We start from the raw sequence: 14,336 nt of genomic DNA on the forward strand, positions 1-14,336 counted from the left end.
GGCCCCTGGCGATTCGGACAGGACGACATGGAAACTCTAAGGAAAGGAACGCACGACAACCCGTTCGCCCGCCGGAAGCACAATGCGCGGCCCGGACGGCCGCGCCGGGGCGCGAATAGGCGCGTATTGTAACCTCGCTGCTTGATACAATATGCGCCTCTGGATTCTTGAGCCTTGCGGGCCGGGCATGCGGCGATTGCCGCGCCGCGGGCAGCGCAAGCTCCATATGGGAGAACACCATGTCGATGGCTGATCGCGACGGTTTCATCTGGTATGACGGCAAGCTCGTCCCGTGGCGAGACGCGACCACGCACGTCCTGACACACTCCCTGCATTACGGCCTGTCGGTATTCGAGGGCGTGCGCGCCTACCGCTCCGAGATCGGCACCGCCATCTTCCGCCTCGAAGACCACACCAAGCGCCTGTTCAACTCGGCGCACATCTACCAGATTCCCATGCCGTTCGATCGCGAGACGATCAACGAGGCCCAGAAGGCCGTCGTGCGCGAGAACCAGCTGGAATCGGGCTACCTGCGCCCGCTGGTGTTCTACGGCCCCGAAAAAATGGGCGTGTCGCCCAAGGGCGCCCGGGTGCACGTCGCCATCGCCGCCTGGCCCTGGGGCGCCTACCTGGGCGAAGAGGCCCTGTCCCAGGGCATCCGGGTCAAGGTATCGTCCTTCGCGCGCCAGCACGTGAACGTCACCATGCCGCGCGCCAAGGTGGCCACCACCTACGCCAACTCCATCCTGGCCAATACGGAGGCCCTGCAGGACGGCTACGACGAAGCCCTGTTGCTGGACACCGAGGGTTTCGTGGCGGAGGGTTCGGGCGAGAACCTCTTCATCGTGAAGGACGGCGTGCTCTGCGAACCCGAGATCGCCTCCGCCCTGACCGGCATCACCCGCAGCACCATCCACGCGTTGGCCGCCGACCTCGGCCTGCGCGTGCTGACCAAGCGCCTGACCCGCGACGACGTCTACATTGCCGACGAGGCTTTTTTCACCGGCACCGCCGCCGAAGTAACGCCCATCCGCGAAGTGGACAACCGCCAGATCGGCTCCGGCCGGCGCGGCCCGATCACCGAGCAATTGCAGAAAGCGTTTTTTGACGTGGTGAATGGCCGCAACCCGAAGTACCATCACTGGCTGAGCAAAGTCTGATCCGAGCGGCCCGGTCCGCAACCAGGCCGCGCCATTGCCCCAACCTGCCGATTACCGGTTTTTTTTCAGGAATATCCATGACCGCTGCTGCCCCGGCCGCCGTCCCCCACTCCCACGAAGTCATCGAAGTCGGCGCGGAAGACCTTCCCGTCTTCTGTCCCGGCCCCAAGGCTCCGCTCTGGAGCATGCACCCCCGCGTCTTCCTGGACGTGGCGCGCACCGGCTCCGCCAGCTGCGCCTACTGCGGCGCCGAATACCGCCTCAAGGCCGGCACGGTGCTGCACGGCCACGGGCACTGAGCACCGCCCCATAACGCACACCCGTTCCGCACCTATGTTCGCCACGCCCGAAGAAGCAGAACACGCGTTCTACGAAGCCCTTGAGCAGGCGGACAGCATCCGCCTGATGCAAGTCTGGGCCGACGACGAGGAAGTCGTCTGCATCCATCCGGGCGGCCTGCGCATCGTCGGCCACTCGGCGGTGCAGGAATCCTGGCAGCAGGTGCTGGCCAACGGCCCCCTGCACATCCGCCCGTTGCGCCCGCTGGTCATGCTGAGCATGATGTGCGCGGTGCACGTGCTGGTCGAACAGGTGGCGGTGCGCACGCGGGAAGGCACGCAATTCGCCAATTGCTACGCCACGAACATCTACCACAAGGGCCCTACCGGCTGGCGCATGGTCATGCACCATGCCTCGCCGGCGCCCACGGAAGCCGGGGTGCTCGACTTGCACGACGTGCCCGACATGTTGCACTGAACCGGGTGGATTCCTCGTTGGCTGCTGCTCGTCTTGACACAACGCCCTGCCCCGTTCCCTCCTGGTTGCCCGGAGGCGACAGCCAGACGGTTTACGCCGCTCTGTTCGCGCAGTATCACCGCATCGCGTTCGTGCGCGAACGGGTGGACACGCCCGACACCGACTTCGTCGACTTCGACTGGACCGGACCGGGGCTGTTTCCGCACAAGGCGGCCGATGGCGCGCCCGTCAGCGGGCAGCGCCCCGTCGCCAATGGCAAGACCGCCGCGGCGCGGTGGATGACGGAGGCGGACTGGAAATCCCTGCCGCACAATCCCGACACGCCCGCGCTCATCCTGTTCCACGGCCTGGAAGGCGGCAGCAACAGCCGCTATGCACAGTCCATCGCGCACCATTTCCGGGCGCGCGGCTGGATCGTGGTGATCGCGCATTTCCGCGGCTGCTCGGGCGTGCCCAACCGCCTGGCCCGGGCCTATTACTCCGGCGACTCGGCCGAGGTCGGCTTCATGCTGGAAACCGTCCGCCAGCGCATCCCGCACGCGCGCTGGCACGCGGTGGGCGTATCGCTGGGCGGCAACGCGCTGCTGAAATACCTGGGAGAACACCAGGAAGACACGCGCTGGCTGACCGCCTGCGCGGGCGTCTCCGCGCCGCTGGACCTGGTGGCTTGCGGCAAGACCCTGTCCACCGGCCTCTTCAACCGCCGGGTGTATACCGCCCACTTCCTGAAGACGCTCAAGCACAAAGTGCTGGAAAAGGCGCACCGCTTCCCGGGCGCCGTCGACGTCATGCGCATCGCGCACGCGCATGACCTGCGCGAATTCGACGATACCTATACGGCGCCCATGCATGGTTTCCGGAATGCCCTGGACTACTGGACGCGCGCTTCCAGCAAGCCATGGCTCTCCAGGATTTCCGTGCCCACGCTGGTGCTCAACGCGCGCAACGATCCCTTCATTCCGGCGGCCTCGCTGCCCGGCACCGAGGATTGTTCGCCGTCCATCCTGCTGCATCAGCCGACGGACGGAGGGCACGCGGGCTTTCCCACCGGCAGCTTCCCCGCCCACCTGAACTGGCTGCCGCAGCGCCTGGGACGCTTCTTCGAGACGGGGCTATAGGGCTGGCCGGGCGCCCCGCCCGCCTCAACCCGACTTGAAGCGCTCCAGCAGCTGGCGCTCTTCGGCCAGCTTGTCCTTCACTTCCTTGATCTGCACGTCGATCTGCGACTGCTCGTAGAAATCGGTGGACATGCCGCGCGCCTGCTGCAACTGCGATTCGGCTGCCGCGAAGGCCCCGGTCATCACATAGAAGCGCGCCAGGTCCCGGCGCGCGGCCACGGGCTTGCCGTTGCGCTCCTCGCTTTGCGCCAGCATCTGGTACAGGCTGGGTTCGTCGTTGCCCCACTGCTTGATCTTGGCCCGCAGATACTCCTGCGCGTCCGTATGGCGGCCGACGCTCTGCAGCGCCTGGGCGTAGGCAATGCCCAGGGCCCGCTGGTCGGGCCAGCGCTTGATGGCGGCCTGGGACAGCTCCAGCGCCTTCGGATATTCCTTGCGCGCCAGCGCGATGTCCACGCCGAGTTTCGCCAGCTGCGATGAATTGCGGCCATCCGCGGAGGCCAGGGCAAGGTTGCGCTCGGCCTCGGCCAGGTTGTTGCGCTGGAAGGCCTGCAGCGCCAGGCCGTAATATGCGGCGGACCGGCGCACGCCGGACAGCGCCTGCACCTCGTCCTGCAATTGCTGCCCCGCCGAGCGCAGGCTGACGGCGTCGCGCCCCTGCACCACGCGCATCTTGGCGCGCAAGTACCAGAAATCATCGCTGTCCACGTGGCGGGACGCCGGCAGGCCGCGCACGCGGTTCTGCACATCGGACATGCGCTCGATGGACAGCGGGTGAGTGCTGGCCCAGGAACCCCCGCCCGCGCCTTCGTTCAGGCGCGATGCGTTCATCAGGCGCGCGAACATCTGCGACATGCCCTGGGCGTCGTAGCCTGCCTTGGTAAGCATCTGGAAACCGGCGCGGTCGGCCTCGCGTTCGGCGTCGCGCGAAAAACCCAGCTGGCGGTTGATGGCCGCGGCCTGGCCGAAGGCCGCCACCCCCACCGCCAGGTTGCCGCCGCCGCCGGCCAGGGCCGCCAGCAGCGCGCCGGCCAGGCTGGCCAGCATCAGCATGCCGTTCTGGTTCTGCTGCGTCATGCCGCGCGCGATGTGGCGCTGCACGACGTGGCCGATTTCGTGCGCCAGCACCGCCGCCAGCTCCGACTCGCTGGAGGAGGATACGATCAGGCCGGTATTGACGCCGATGTACCCGCCGGGCATGGCGAAAGCGTTGATCTCGGGATCGCGCACGCCGAACATCTCGACGTCGGGCACGCCCCCGGGGGCGTAGGACGCCAGCTTGCGGCCCATCGCGGTGAGGTACTGGCTGAGCTCGGGATCGTCGATATAGGTGGGATCGCGCCGGCCCTGCGCCATGATGGCCTGCCCCAGGCTGCGCTCCAGCATGGGGGACAGTTCGGTCGCGGAGGCGGCGCCCATGGAGGGCAGACCGACCGGCTGCGCCCAGGCGGCGACCGGAAGGCCGGGCACGGCCAGCGCGACGGACAGACCGACGATTGCGCCCCGTTTCGCAATCGAGCAAATGGATGGCATTTTCCTGCGGTTCATAAGCCTATGATAGCGATGAGCTTAAAATGTTTCATCGATACCCCCCAACGAGGTCTCAATGCGTCCCGTCCGTAAAGCCGTTTTCCCTGTCGCCGGCATGGGCACGCGCTTCCTTCCCGCCACCAAGGCGATGCCCAAGGAAATGCTGCCAGTGGTCGACAAACCGCTGATCCAATATGCCGTCGAAGAAGCCGTCGCCGCCGGCATCACCGACCTCATTTTCGTGACAGGGCGCAACAAACGCGCCATCGAAGATCATTTCGACTCCGCTCCCGAGCTGGAATCCGACCTGGAAAGCAAGGGCAAGCACGAGCTCCTGGCAATGGTGCGGGGCATTCTACCCGCGCACGTCAACTGCCTCTATATCCGCCAATCGGCCCCCCTGGGGCTGGGCCATGCCGTGCTGTCGGCCGCGCCGGCTGTGGGCGACGAGCCCTTCGCGGTGCTGCTCGCCGACGACCTGATCGACTCCGACACGCCCGCATTGAAGCAACTGGTGGACGTGGCCGTCGAACAGAACGCCAGCGTGCTGGGCGTGCAGGACGTGCCCCGGGCCGATACCCGCAAGTACGGGATCGTGGCCACGCGCGAAGGAGAAGCCCGCTCGGACCGGCGCACCGAACGCGTCACCCATATCGTTGAAAAGCCCGATCCCGAAGCCGCGCCCTCGACGCTCGCGGTGGTGGGCCGGTACGTGCTGGAGGCCGCCATCTTCGACCACCTGCGTTCGACCAAGATGGGAGCCGGCAACGAGATCCAGCTGACGGACGGCATCGCCTCGATGATGCGGGAGCGCGCGGTGTTCGCGCACCGCTACGAAGGCGTGCGCTACGACTGCGGCAGCAAGGCCGGCATGTTCCAGGCCACCGTGGCGCTGGGCAAGAAGTACCACGGCCTGGAGCCGGAATGAGCGCGGGCGCGGAGCGCGCCTAGGCCGACACCGCGCGGGCCTTGGCGCGGGCCTGCGCGTCGCGGTCCTCCTTGCGCAGGCGCCCCCTGGCCGACAGCCGCATCAGGGTCCCCAGGGCCACCATCAAGCCGATCACCTCCACCAGCGCCGCCGGAATCCACATGGTCAGCCCGCCGATGGTCTGGTCGGTCTGGGCCGACATCGCAATGGCGCGGCCGCACAGTTCGAACAAGGGGTAGATATCGCTTTCGGTGAAGGCGATGACCGCCCCCACCACCATTTGCGGCAGCATCGTCAGCACGGGCGAAATGACCCGGCCACCGGGCGTCATGGCCGCGGGCGGCGCGGGCCGGCGGTCCAGGATCAGGTTCCAGTACATGAAGCCGCTGATCACCACCGACCAGTTCATCAGGCGGTAGAGGCGCCAGTCGAGCATGGAATAGAACTGCACCGAGGGAATCAGCCAGACCAGCACCAGGAAGACGAACAGCGACGGCACGAAGATCTTGTTGGTCAGCACCGCCACCGTGGCGCGGCCCGTGCCGGTGCGCAGGAAATCGCGCAGCCTGATGCGCCACGCCATGGGCAGACCGGCCCGCATGACCTGCCCCGGGAAGGCCGCCATCACCAGCAGGGGCCCCAGGTGATGCAGGACCAGGTGCTGGATGCGGTGGATGAAGAACATGCGTTCGGCGTAGTAGTCCAGCCGGGTATGCATCGACAGGTACAGCAGCACCATGCCGGCCCAGAACAGCGCTTTGCGGGCAGCGGTGACGCGATGCGCCCGCTGGCCGCGCACGAACAGCACGATGGCCACCAGGAAGGAGGCCACCAGCATGGGAGAAAACTCCCAGGGTACGAGCCATTCGAGACTATCCATGCAAACCGTCCGGAGAACTTCGGGGGAAGACGAGGACCGGAGCCCGGCTCCACGTCCCGTCGATTGTAGTAGACCCCGGCCGGACCGTCCCGGCGTTCAGAAACGGTGCGAAATGCCCGTGCCGAACCGGGTGGTATGGGAATGGCCCGGGTCGAACTGGTTGTCCAGCGTGTAGTTCGAGGCGTAGCCGGCAAAGGCGTAGAGCGTCGTGCGCGGGGACAGACCGTAGGTGTAGCCCAGCGTCATCACTTGCGCATTGCGCGCCGCCGCGCCGTTGTCCCACTGCCAGTCCGGATGCGCCAGCGACCATTGCAGCAGCACGGCGCCGGGCCCCACGGGCACGCTGGCGCCGACCAGCCAGGCATCGACCGTGCCGCCGCGCGCGAACGCGGCGGGCCCCAGGTTCAGGCCCAGGCCGTCCGGATCGCCGCCGTCCAGCCCGGCATAGCCGTTGCGCTGGCGCGACCAGGCGAGCGACAGCTTCAGCACCTCGAAATCGTAGGACACCCCGAGCTGGACGGCCTGCGGCCGCCCGCGAGTGCCCGCCGGCGCGTCCGCCAGCCGCAGCTGGTCCCAGGTGGCGACCGCCAGCAAGGGCCCGTCCTCGTACTTCAGGCCCGCGCTGAACGCGCGGTTGTTGGCCGCGGTGCGGAAGCGGTCCTGGCCGTCGGCATCGAAGGAATAGCCGACGCCCGCCTGGAATCCCCGCCAGACCGGGGAGTAGTAGTTCACGAGATTGTCGAACTGGTAGTTGTCGGACGCCTTGAACGTGGCGCCCATGCCCATCTCCTTCCAGGACGCGATCTCCAGCGCATTGCCGTAGACCTGGCCCACCGTGTGCTGCCGGCCCAGCCGCAGTTCTCCGTAGCCGTCATGGCCCAGCCCCACCCAGGCGGCATAGTTGAACAGGCTGTCGTCGTCCGCCGCCTTGCCCGAGGACGGATCGAAGCCGCTTTCCAGCTGGAAGCGGGTGCGCCAGCCGCCTCCCATGTCTTCGGCTCCCGCCAGGCCCCACAAGGAATCCGTGAGCCCGCCATTGAGCAGGCCGGCGTGACTGCCGCGCCCCGAGGTATTCGTGACGGCCAATCCGGCATCCACCACGCCGTACAACTGCACGCCCGGCCCGCCCTCGGCGGCCAGCGCCCCCAGGGGAAGGAGCAGCCCTGCCGCCGCCAGCGCGCCCAAAAAGTAGGTTTTCATGCATATCTCCCGATTCGGCGGCGGGCAGGCCGCCCGCCGCCGGGCGCCACGGCCTGTTTATTGCCAGCCGTAGCGGCGCACCCAGATCCCCTTCAACAGCTGCGTCAGCACGCAATAGCCGAACAGAATGCCCGCCAGCCACGGGAAGTAGCTCCACGGCAGCGCCTGCAGCTGGAAATACTCGGCCAGCGGCGAGAACGGCAGCAACAGGCCCAGCGTCACGACCATCAGCGTCATCCCCATCAGCGGCCACGCGGCGCGGCTTTGCAGGAAGGGAATCTTGCGCGTGCGGATCATGTGCACGATAAGCGTCTGCGACAGCAGGCCCTCGACGAACCATCCCGACTGGAACAGCGTCTGATGCTCCGGGGCATTCGCCTGGAAGACATACCACATGAGCGCGTAGGTCGCGATATCGAAAATGGAGCTGATGGGCCCGAAGAACACCATGAAGCGTCCCAGGCCGGCCGGGTCCCATTGCTGGGGCTGCTTCAGCAGTTCTTCGTCCACATTGTCGAATGGAATCGCTGTCTGGGAGATGTCGTACATCAGATTCTGCAGCAGCAGATGAATGGGCAGCATGGGCAGGAAAGGCAGGAATGCGCTGGCCACCAGCACCGAGAAAACGTTGCCGAAGTTCGAGCTGGCCGTCATTTTCAGGTACTTGAGCATGTTGCAGAAGGTCTTGCGGCCTTCGATGACCCCGTCCTCCAGCACCATCAGGCTCTTTTCGAGCAGGATGATGTCGGCGGCCTCCTTCGAGATGTCGACCGCCGAGTCCACGGAAATTCCCACGTCCGCCGCCCGCAGCGCCGGCGCGTCGTTGATGCCGTCGCCCATGAATCCGACGGTGCAGCCCTGCGCCCTCAGGCTGCGCACGATTCTTTCCTTGTGGGCGGGAGTCAGGCGCGCGAATACATTGGCCTCGCGCACGGCGGCGGCCAGCCGCCGATCGTCCATTTCCTCGATCTCGGCGCCCAGGTAGACCTTGCGGATTTCGAAGCCCACCTCGCGGCAGACTTTCTGCGTGACCAGCTCCACGTCGCCCGTCAGCACCTTCACTTCGATGCCCGAATTCTTGAGCGCCGCGAGAGCCGGGCCCGTGGATTCCTTGGGAGGATCCAGGAACGCGATGTATCCCATCAGCACCAGGTCGGACTCGTCCGCCACGCCATAGGCTTCCTGCGTGGGCGGCATTTCCTTCACGCCGACGGCGATGACGCGCAGGCCGTCGCGGTTCAACTCGGCCGTCACGCGGCGGATGTCCGCCCTGCGCGCCTCGGTCAGCGGATGCGCTTCGTTACCTACCCGCAGCCGGGTGCACACGGACAGCATTTCCTCGAGCGCGCCCTTGCAGATCAACTCGTGGTGGTCGCGGCCGTTCTCGGTTTCGTTCACCACGACCGACATGCGGCGGCGCGAGAAGTCGAACGGAATCTCGTCGATCTTGCGGTACTTCGCGGCCAGGTTCAGTTTGCGCTCCACGTCGGCATGTTCCAACACCGCCACGTCCAGCAGGTTCTTCAGGCCCGTCTGATAGTGGCTGTTGAGATAGGCGTAGGCCAGCACCTCATCGCAGCTCGTGCCGTAGACGTCGGTGTGCCGCTCCAGCACGATGCGGTCCTGGGTCAGCGTGCCGGTCTTGTCCGTGCACAGCACGTTCATCGCGCCCAGGTTCTGGATGGCGTCCAGGCGCTTGACCACCACCTTGCGCTGCGACATGCGCAAAGCGCCCTTGGCCAGCGTGGCCGTGACGATCATCGGCAGCATCTCAGGCGTCAATCCGACGGCGATGGCCAGCGCGAACAGCAGCGCCTCCAGCCAGTCTCCCTTGGTGAAGCCGTTGATCAGCATGACGATGGGCGCCATGATCAGCATGAAGCGGATCAGCACCCAGCTGACGCGGTTGATGCCCTGCTGAAACTGGGTGGGCGCGCGGCTGGCCTGGGTGACGCGGCCGGCCAGTTGGCCGAAGTAGGTACGCGATCCCGTCGCCACCACCAGGGCCGTGCCCGCGCCGCTGACCACGTTGGTTCCCATGAACGCAATGTTCTCCAGCTCGAGCGCGCTGGCGGTGGAGACGCGCTGCCTGGCGTGCTTTTCGACGGGCAGCGATTCGCCGGTCAGGGCCGCCTGCGCCACGAACAGGTCCTTGGCGGCCAGGATGCGGCAATCGGCGGGAATCATGTCGCCCGCGGACAGCAGGACCACATCGCCGGGCGCCAGTTCGGCCAGGGGGAGCTCGACCTGCCTCGAACCGCTGGCATGCAACGTGTCGCCATAGTAGCGGTGGGCGCCATTGCCGTCCGAGCCGGCGGCATCGCTGCGCAGGACGGTCGCCGTGTTCTGCACCATGGCCTTCAGGGCTTCGGCCGAGCGGTTGGAGCGGCGCTCCTGCACGAACCGCAGCACGGTGGAGATGAGCACCATCGATCCGATGATGAGCGCCGCCGTCCAGGACTGCTCTTGCGGCTCGGCCATGCGGACGTCGGTGATCCATGACAGCACCGCAAGCACGGTCAGCAGGAGGTTGAACGGATTGCGGTAGGACAGCCAGAGGTGGGCGTGCCAGGACAAGGGCTTTTCGTGGTCGACCTCGTTGGCGCCGTAGCGCTCGCGCGCGGCCTCGGCCTGGGCTTCGGACAGCCCGCCCCGGCCGCTGCCGAACAGGGAGAACAAGGCGCCTTCGTCCAGGCGCGACAGATCCAGCATCTGCCGGTTGGCGTGGCGGCCGGCTTCCGAAGAAGCGGTTACGGCCGCGCCCCCCTGCAACGGCATCGGCGAGCGGCGGTAGTGGCGTCCGCTGCGCCGCAAGCCGGCCGCGGACGAAAAGAATGACTTCAGGAAGCTGAACATTGGAGTGCTCCGGTTTTTCGTGTTGTTGTTGGAGACACGGACGACCCCGCCCGCAGCGCCCGCGCGCGGCCGGCAGCGGCCCGCGGCTTTACGCGAGAAAAGCCGCGGGTCCGCCGCAAGCGGACGTGCGCAGGCACCGGGGCGATGTTGCCGGTGTCCGGATCGCGTCGAAAATGCGCCGGGTGCGGAAAACGGAAGGGGAGCTAGCGGAAGAATCCGGCCGGCAGCAACGGCACACGCGGTGTGGGCCAGGCCGGGGATCCTGGGCTGCGGACTCCGTACGGACCGGAATGGCTATCCGATCGTCGGCTCGCAGCGAGAAGACGGGTCAGACAGGCATGCAGGTGCCGCGCACTGGGCGCAATCGAGGTTCGGGGTCTAAGGCACTAGGCATGATTTCTCCTGTGTAACGGCTGGCGGCTTCAGGCAGCCAGCGCGGCTTGCGCGCCGAAATGCACGCGGCGCACGGCGGGGTTGGCGCTCAGGCGGCGCGCCTGCGACATCAGTTCGGCCCGCAGCTCCGGGGGGCAATTGACGGTGATGCAGGCGGACGCCATATCCGGGTCCTGGCCCTGGTCGATCTGGACCTGCGAAACGGCCAGGCCGGCAGCGCTGAAATCGAGGTAGATCTGTTTGCGCAAGGCGCCCAGCTCGTCGCGCGGACAAATGACCGTCAGGCGCGAAGTGCCGCGGCGGCGGCTCAGGGCGGCGGCGCGGTCCACGCCGGCGCGGCGCAGGAACAAGTCGAAGAAACGCATAACGACCTCCATTGCGAGAATGGGGAGCGTGATCGCGAGTACGCGCGCACGCCTGCGCGGCGCATGGCGGACGGGCACGGCAAACAAACGTGCGCGAACGCGGTCGCTGCGGCTGGCGGCGGTTCTGGCGGTTTATGTTGGGGAGGTTCCCGGCAAGCCGCTGGCTTGCGCGGCTGCCCTGGCCGGAGCCTGGGGCTTGGGATACGACCGCAACCTGCTCAACAGGTTGCGGCAGACGGAGTTCTGCGTGGACCTGTCAAACAGCGGCGTCGATGCAAGATCGACAACTTTCGCCGGAATCGGTATTCACGAAGACTGCTCCTGGGATGGATAACGGGCAAGAGTTTACGCGGGTTTTTACTGATGGACAAGGCTTTGCCACCAGAAAAGTCCTAAAAAGCGCCGGCGCGGGATGAACCCGCGCCGCGAGCCCGCTCAGACGTAGAAATGCCAGCCCAGATAGGCGGCAAACAGCGCGTACAACCCGCCCACCGCGGACAGGGCCGGCACGCTCATGGCCGAACGATGGAAGCGCAGCCATAGCAGGCTGATGGACAGCATGGTGAACAGGCCGGCCATCAACAGCGGGGCGTCCAGCATCCACGGCGTCATGAATATCCCCAGCGCGCTGGGGATGGTCGCCTGGATCATCATGGCGCCGGAGATATTGGCCAGCGCCAGCCGCTCCTTGCCCTGCCGCACCCAGATCAGGGCGTTCATGATTTCCGGCAGCTCGGTGGCGACGGGGGCGAGCAGCAGGGCGGCGACGTGGGGCGAAGCGCCCATGGCCACGCCCAGCAGCTCGATCTGGTTCACGAACACGTGGGAGGCCCCGGCGATCACCACCAGCGCCAGCACCGTCTGCGTGATCGCCCAGAACAGCGTCGGGTCTTCATCGCGGGGACGCAGCTTGAGCGGTTCCAGGTCCTCGCAATCCATGCATTCTTCGTCGTTGCTGAGCTCGCGCTTGACGTAGAGGCCGTAGGTCGCCAGGAACAGGATGCCCAGCCAGGGCTTCCACGCAAAGGCCAGCAGCCCCAGCCCCACCTTGAAGACGAAGATGCCCAGGAACCAGGCCTGGTCGCGGGCCAGCCGTCGCTGGTCCGCGTTGATACAGGCAGCCTGGTTGGGCCGGCCGCGGCGCGCGCGCCAGAGGGCCAGGCCGACGACCGCGTAGGCGAGCGTGGCCAGCACCAGCGGCCCGCCCATGGCGGCGCCGACACCGATGTCTTTCTGCTCGGGGGTATCGCCGAAGACCACGGCCATGAAGGTCACCGCGCTTTCCGGCAAGGCGGTGCCGAAGGCGGCAAGCACGGTGCCGGTGGCGGTGGCGCCCAGCTGAAAGCGATGGCCGACCCATTCGACGCCGTTCACGAAGAACTCGCAGGCGAAATAGATCACTGCCGCAGACAGGAAAAACAGGAACAGGGTGAGCAACATATAGACGCAGCCGGACGAGCAGAAACCATTGGCGCGACATCGCGGCTCGCCCGGCTAGGGTGAACGCAATGCGGCCAAAGGTCTCGCCTGGCTGATCCATGCGGCGGGCGTGCCGCCGAGCATGGAAACCGCTAGCGCCATGGAGTTCTAGCGGCTGCTCCGCAGCGCTGAACCACCAAGTCTGTTGACGCTAGCTCCTTTGGGGGCAAAGGATGGCTACTCCCCAATGACAGAGCCGCGATTGTAGCAGCTTGACCGCGTTCGTCCAGCAATTCCCGAGGCGGCGGCGCGGGGTGTCGTGTTTGGGGGATGGCAGGTAAAGTAAACGGCATCCTCACCTTTGCCGGGGTTCGCGCCCTGTCCGCCATGAGCCTGCCTCCCGACGACATTTCCCCTTTCGCCGCCCGGCGCCAGCGCCTGATGGACCAGATGCGCGCGGAGGGCGGCGGCATCGCCATCCTGGCGACCGCGCCGGAAGCCATCCGCAACCGCGACGCGGAGTACCCGTACCGGCACGACAGCGATTTTTTCTACCTGACCGGCTTCACCGAGCCGGACGCCTGGCTGGTGCTGATCGCCGGCGCCGCCGACCGGTCCCTGCTCTTTTGCCGGCCGCGCAACGTCGAGCACGAAATCTGGGAGGGCAAGCGCTTCGGTCCCGAGGCCGCGGCGGCGCATTTCGGCTTCGACGATGCCCATCCGGTGGACGCGCTGGACGAACTGATGCCCACGCTGCTGCAGGACCACGCCACCCTGTACGCCCCCCTCGCCAACGGCAAGCGCGCAGACGGCAGGCTGCACCGCTGGCTCGCGGCGGCGCGCGAAGCCAGCCGCGGCGGCCACGCCCCGCCCGCCAGGCAACAGGATCTCCGCACCCTGCTGGCGGACATGCGGCTGGTCAAGGACGCCTCGGAAATCGCGGCAATGCGCCGCGCCGCCAAGATCTCCGCCGGCGCGCACGTCCGCGCCATGCGTGTCTGCCGCGCGGGCATGCGCGAATACGAGCTCGAAGCCGAACTGCTCTATGAATTCCGGCGGCACGGCGCGCAGTCGGTGGCCTACAACAGCATCGTGGCCGCCGGCGCGAACGCCTGCGTGTTGCACTACCCGGCCGGCGAGGCCGTCCTGCGCGACGGGGACCTGGTCCTGATCGACGCCGGCTGCGAAGTGGACAGCTACGCCAGCGACATCACCCGCACCTTCCCGGTCAACGGCCGCTACAGCGGCCCGCAGCGCGCGCTGTACGACCTGACGGTGGCGGCCCAGGAAGCGGCAGCCCAGGCCACGGCGCCCGGCCGCAGCTTCAATGAAGGCCACCAGGCCGCGCTGCGCGTGCTGGCGCAAGGCATGCTCGATCTGAAGCTGCTGAAGGGGTCGCTGGACGGCGTGCTGGAATCCGGCGACTACAGCCGGTTCTACATGCATCGCACCGGGCACTGGCTGGGCCTGGACGTCCACGACGTGGGCGACTACCGCCAGCCCGGCCCGGCCCAGGGAGCCGAACGCCCGTGGCGCAGGCTGGAGGCCGGAATGATGCTGACCATAGAACCCGGCATCTACGTGCGGCCGGCCAACGACGTGCCCGAGGCCTACTGGAACATCGGCATCCGCACGGAGGACGACGCGCTGGTCACCGACGAGGGCTGCGAGCTCATCACGCGCGGCGTGCCGGTGCAGGCGGGCGAGATCGAGGCGCTGATGCGCGAATAG

Annotated in this window: 12 protein-coding genes and 1 riboswitch; of the genes, 6 read left to right on the top strand and 6 right to left on the bottom strand. The window is 67.0% G+C overall.

Features of this window, described 5'->3' with window-relative positions:
* Positions 1-239: 239 nt before the first annotated feature.
* The 4 genes from ACN6PJ_RS06420 (at position 240) to ACN6PJ_RS06435 (ending at position 3,034) form a co-directional block, all read left to right on the top strand.
* The gene (locus ACN6PJ_RS06420) at positions 240-1,160 is read left to right on the top strand and encodes a branched-chain amino acid transaminase (protein ID WP_427995048.1); all 921 of its coding nucleotides are present in this window, start codon (positions 240-242) and stop codon (positions 1,158-1,160) included.
* A 77-nt stretch (positions 1,161-1,237) separates the two neighbouring features.
* Positions 1,238-1,459 (top strand): zinc-finger domain-containing protein, encoded by a 222-nt coding sequence (locus ACN6PJ_RS06425; protein ID WP_043543783.1) that lies wholly within the window; start codon positions 1,238-1,240, stop codon positions 1,457-1,459.
* A 34-nt stretch (positions 1,460-1,493) separates the two neighbouring features.
* Positions 1,494-1,916: a YybH family protein gene (locus ACN6PJ_RS06430; RefSeq protein ID WP_043543784.1), complete on the top strand. Its 423-nt coding sequence runs from the start codon at positions 1,494-1,496 to the stop codon at positions 1,914-1,916.
* A gap of 17 nt (positions 1,917-1,933) precedes the next feature.
* Positions 1,934-3,034, top strand: coding sequence for a YheT family hydrolase (locus ACN6PJ_RS06435; protein WP_427995049.1), 1,101 nt, complete (start codon positions 1,934-1,936; stop codon positions 3,032-3,034).
* Positions 3,035-3,058: 24 nt separating this feature from the next.
* Here ACN6PJ_RS06435 and ACN6PJ_RS06440 read toward each other — a convergent pair whose 3' ends face one another.
* Positions 3,059-4,582: a M48 family metalloprotease gene (locus ACN6PJ_RS06440; protein WP_427995051.1), complete on the bottom strand. Its 1,524-nt coding sequence runs from the start codon at positions 4,580-4,582 to the stop codon at positions 3,059-3,061.
* Positions 4,583-4,640: 58 nt separating this feature from the next.
* On the opposite strand from ACN6PJ_RS06440, the gene galU reads away from it, so the two are divergent.
* A complete protein-coding gene (gene galU / locus ACN6PJ_RS06445; protein ID WP_427995052.1) occupies positions 4,641-5,492 on the top strand; it encodes a UTP--glucose-1-phosphate uridylyltransferase GalU in 852 nt (283 codons plus the stop codon).
* A gap of 19 nt (positions 5,493-5,511) precedes the next feature.
* Here galU and ACN6PJ_RS06450 read toward each other — a convergent pair whose 3' ends face one another.
* The 5 genes from ACN6PJ_RS06450 to ACN6PJ_RS06470 all read right to left on the bottom strand — a co-directional run bounded on the left by ACN6PJ_RS06450 (position 5,512) and on the right by ACN6PJ_RS06470 (position 12,626).
* Positions 5,512-6,372, bottom strand: a complete 861-nt coding sequence (locus tag ACN6PJ_RS06450) for a cytochrome c oxidase assembly protein (RefSeq protein ID WP_427995053.1) — start codon at positions 6,370-6,372, stop codon at positions 5,512-5,514.
* A gap of 96 nt (positions 6,373-6,468) precedes the next feature.
* A complete protein-coding gene (locus tag ACN6PJ_RS06455) occupies positions 6,469-7,572 on the bottom strand; it encodes a porin (RefSeq protein WP_427995054.1) in 1,104 nt (367 codons plus the stop codon).
* A 57-nt stretch (positions 7,573-7,629) separates the two neighbouring features.
* Entirely contained in the window at positions 7,630-10,428 is a 2,799-nt protein-coding gene (gene mgtA / locus ACN6PJ_RS06460) for a magnesium-translocating P-type ATPase (protein ID WP_427995055.1), read from the bottom strand.
* 422 nt (positions 10,429-10,850) lie between these two features.
* Complete coding sequence (locus ACN6PJ_RS06465; RefSeq protein WP_427995056.1) at positions 10,851-11,186, bottom strand: hypothetical protein; 336 nt, start codon at positions 11,184-11,186, stop codon at positions 10,851-10,853.
* A 435-nt stretch (positions 11,187-11,621) separates the two neighbouring features.
* Positions 11,622-12,626 carry a sodium:calcium antiporter gene (locus ACN6PJ_RS06470; RefSeq protein ID WP_427995057.1) on the bottom strand — a complete coding sequence of 335 codons (1,005 nt, stop codon included), beginning with the start codon at positions 12,624-12,626 and terminating at the stop codon, positions 11,622-11,624.
* A gap of 78 nt (positions 12,627-12,704) precedes the next feature.
* Positions 12,705-12,870: riboswitch (yybP-ykoY riboswitch) on the bottom strand.
* A gap of 122 nt (positions 12,871-12,992) precedes the next feature.
* Here ACN6PJ_RS06470 and ACN6PJ_RS06475 point away from each other — a divergent pair.
* Complete coding sequence (locus ACN6PJ_RS06475) at positions 12,993-14,336, top strand: aminopeptidase P N-terminal domain-containing protein (RefSeq protein ID WP_427995255.1); 1,344 nt, start codon at positions 12,993-12,995, stop codon at positions 14,334-14,336.

The organism is Achromobacter sp. (assembly GCF_050285585.1).
Classification (GTDB): domain Bacteria; phylum Pseudomonadota; class Gammaproteobacteria; order Burkholderiales; family Burkholderiaceae_B; genus Achromobacter.

Coding starts and splice junctions, on each gene's coding strand:
- mgtA (WP_427995055.1), bottom strand. CDS start 10,428: ATGTTCAGCTTCCTGAAGTCATTCTTTTCGTCCGCGGCCGGCTTGCGG.
- galU (WP_427995052.1), top strand. CDS start 4,641: ATGCGTCCCGTCCGTAAAGCCGTTTTCCCTGTCGCCGGCATGGGCACG.
- ACN6PJ_RS06465 (WP_427995056.1), bottom strand. CDS start 11,186: ATGCGTTTCTTCGACTTGTTCCTGCGCCGCGCCGGCGTGGACCGCGCC.
- ACN6PJ_RS06430 (WP_043543784.1), top strand. CDS start 1,494: ATGTTCGCCACGCCCGAAGAAGCAGAACACGCGTTCTACGAAGCCCTT.
- ACN6PJ_RS06470 (WP_427995057.1), bottom strand. CDS start 12,626: ATGTTGCTCACCCTGTTCCTGTTTTTCCTGTCTGCGGCAGTGATCTAT.
- ACN6PJ_RS06475 (WP_427995255.1), top strand. CDS start 12,993: ATGAGCCTGCCTCCCGACGACATTTCCCCTTTCGCCGCCCGGCGCCAG.
- ACN6PJ_RS06450 (WP_427995053.1), bottom strand. CDS start 6,372: ATGGATAGTCTCGAATGGCTCGTACCCTGGGAGTTTTCTCCCATGCTG.
- ACN6PJ_RS06440 (WP_427995051.1), bottom strand. CDS start 4,582: ATGAACCGCAGGAAAATGCCATCCATTTGCTCGATTGCGAAACGGGGC.
- ACN6PJ_RS06425 (WP_043543783.1), top strand. CDS start 1,238: ATGACCGCTGCTGCCCCGGCCGCCGTCCCCCACTCCCACGAAGTCATC.
- ACN6PJ_RS06420 (WP_427995048.1), top strand. CDS start 240: ATGTCGATGGCTGATCGCGACGGTTTCATCTGGTATGACGGCAAGCTC.
- ACN6PJ_RS06455 (WP_427995054.1), bottom strand. CDS start 7,572: ATGAAAACCTACTTTTTGGGCGCGCTGGCGGCGGCAGGGCTGCTCCTT.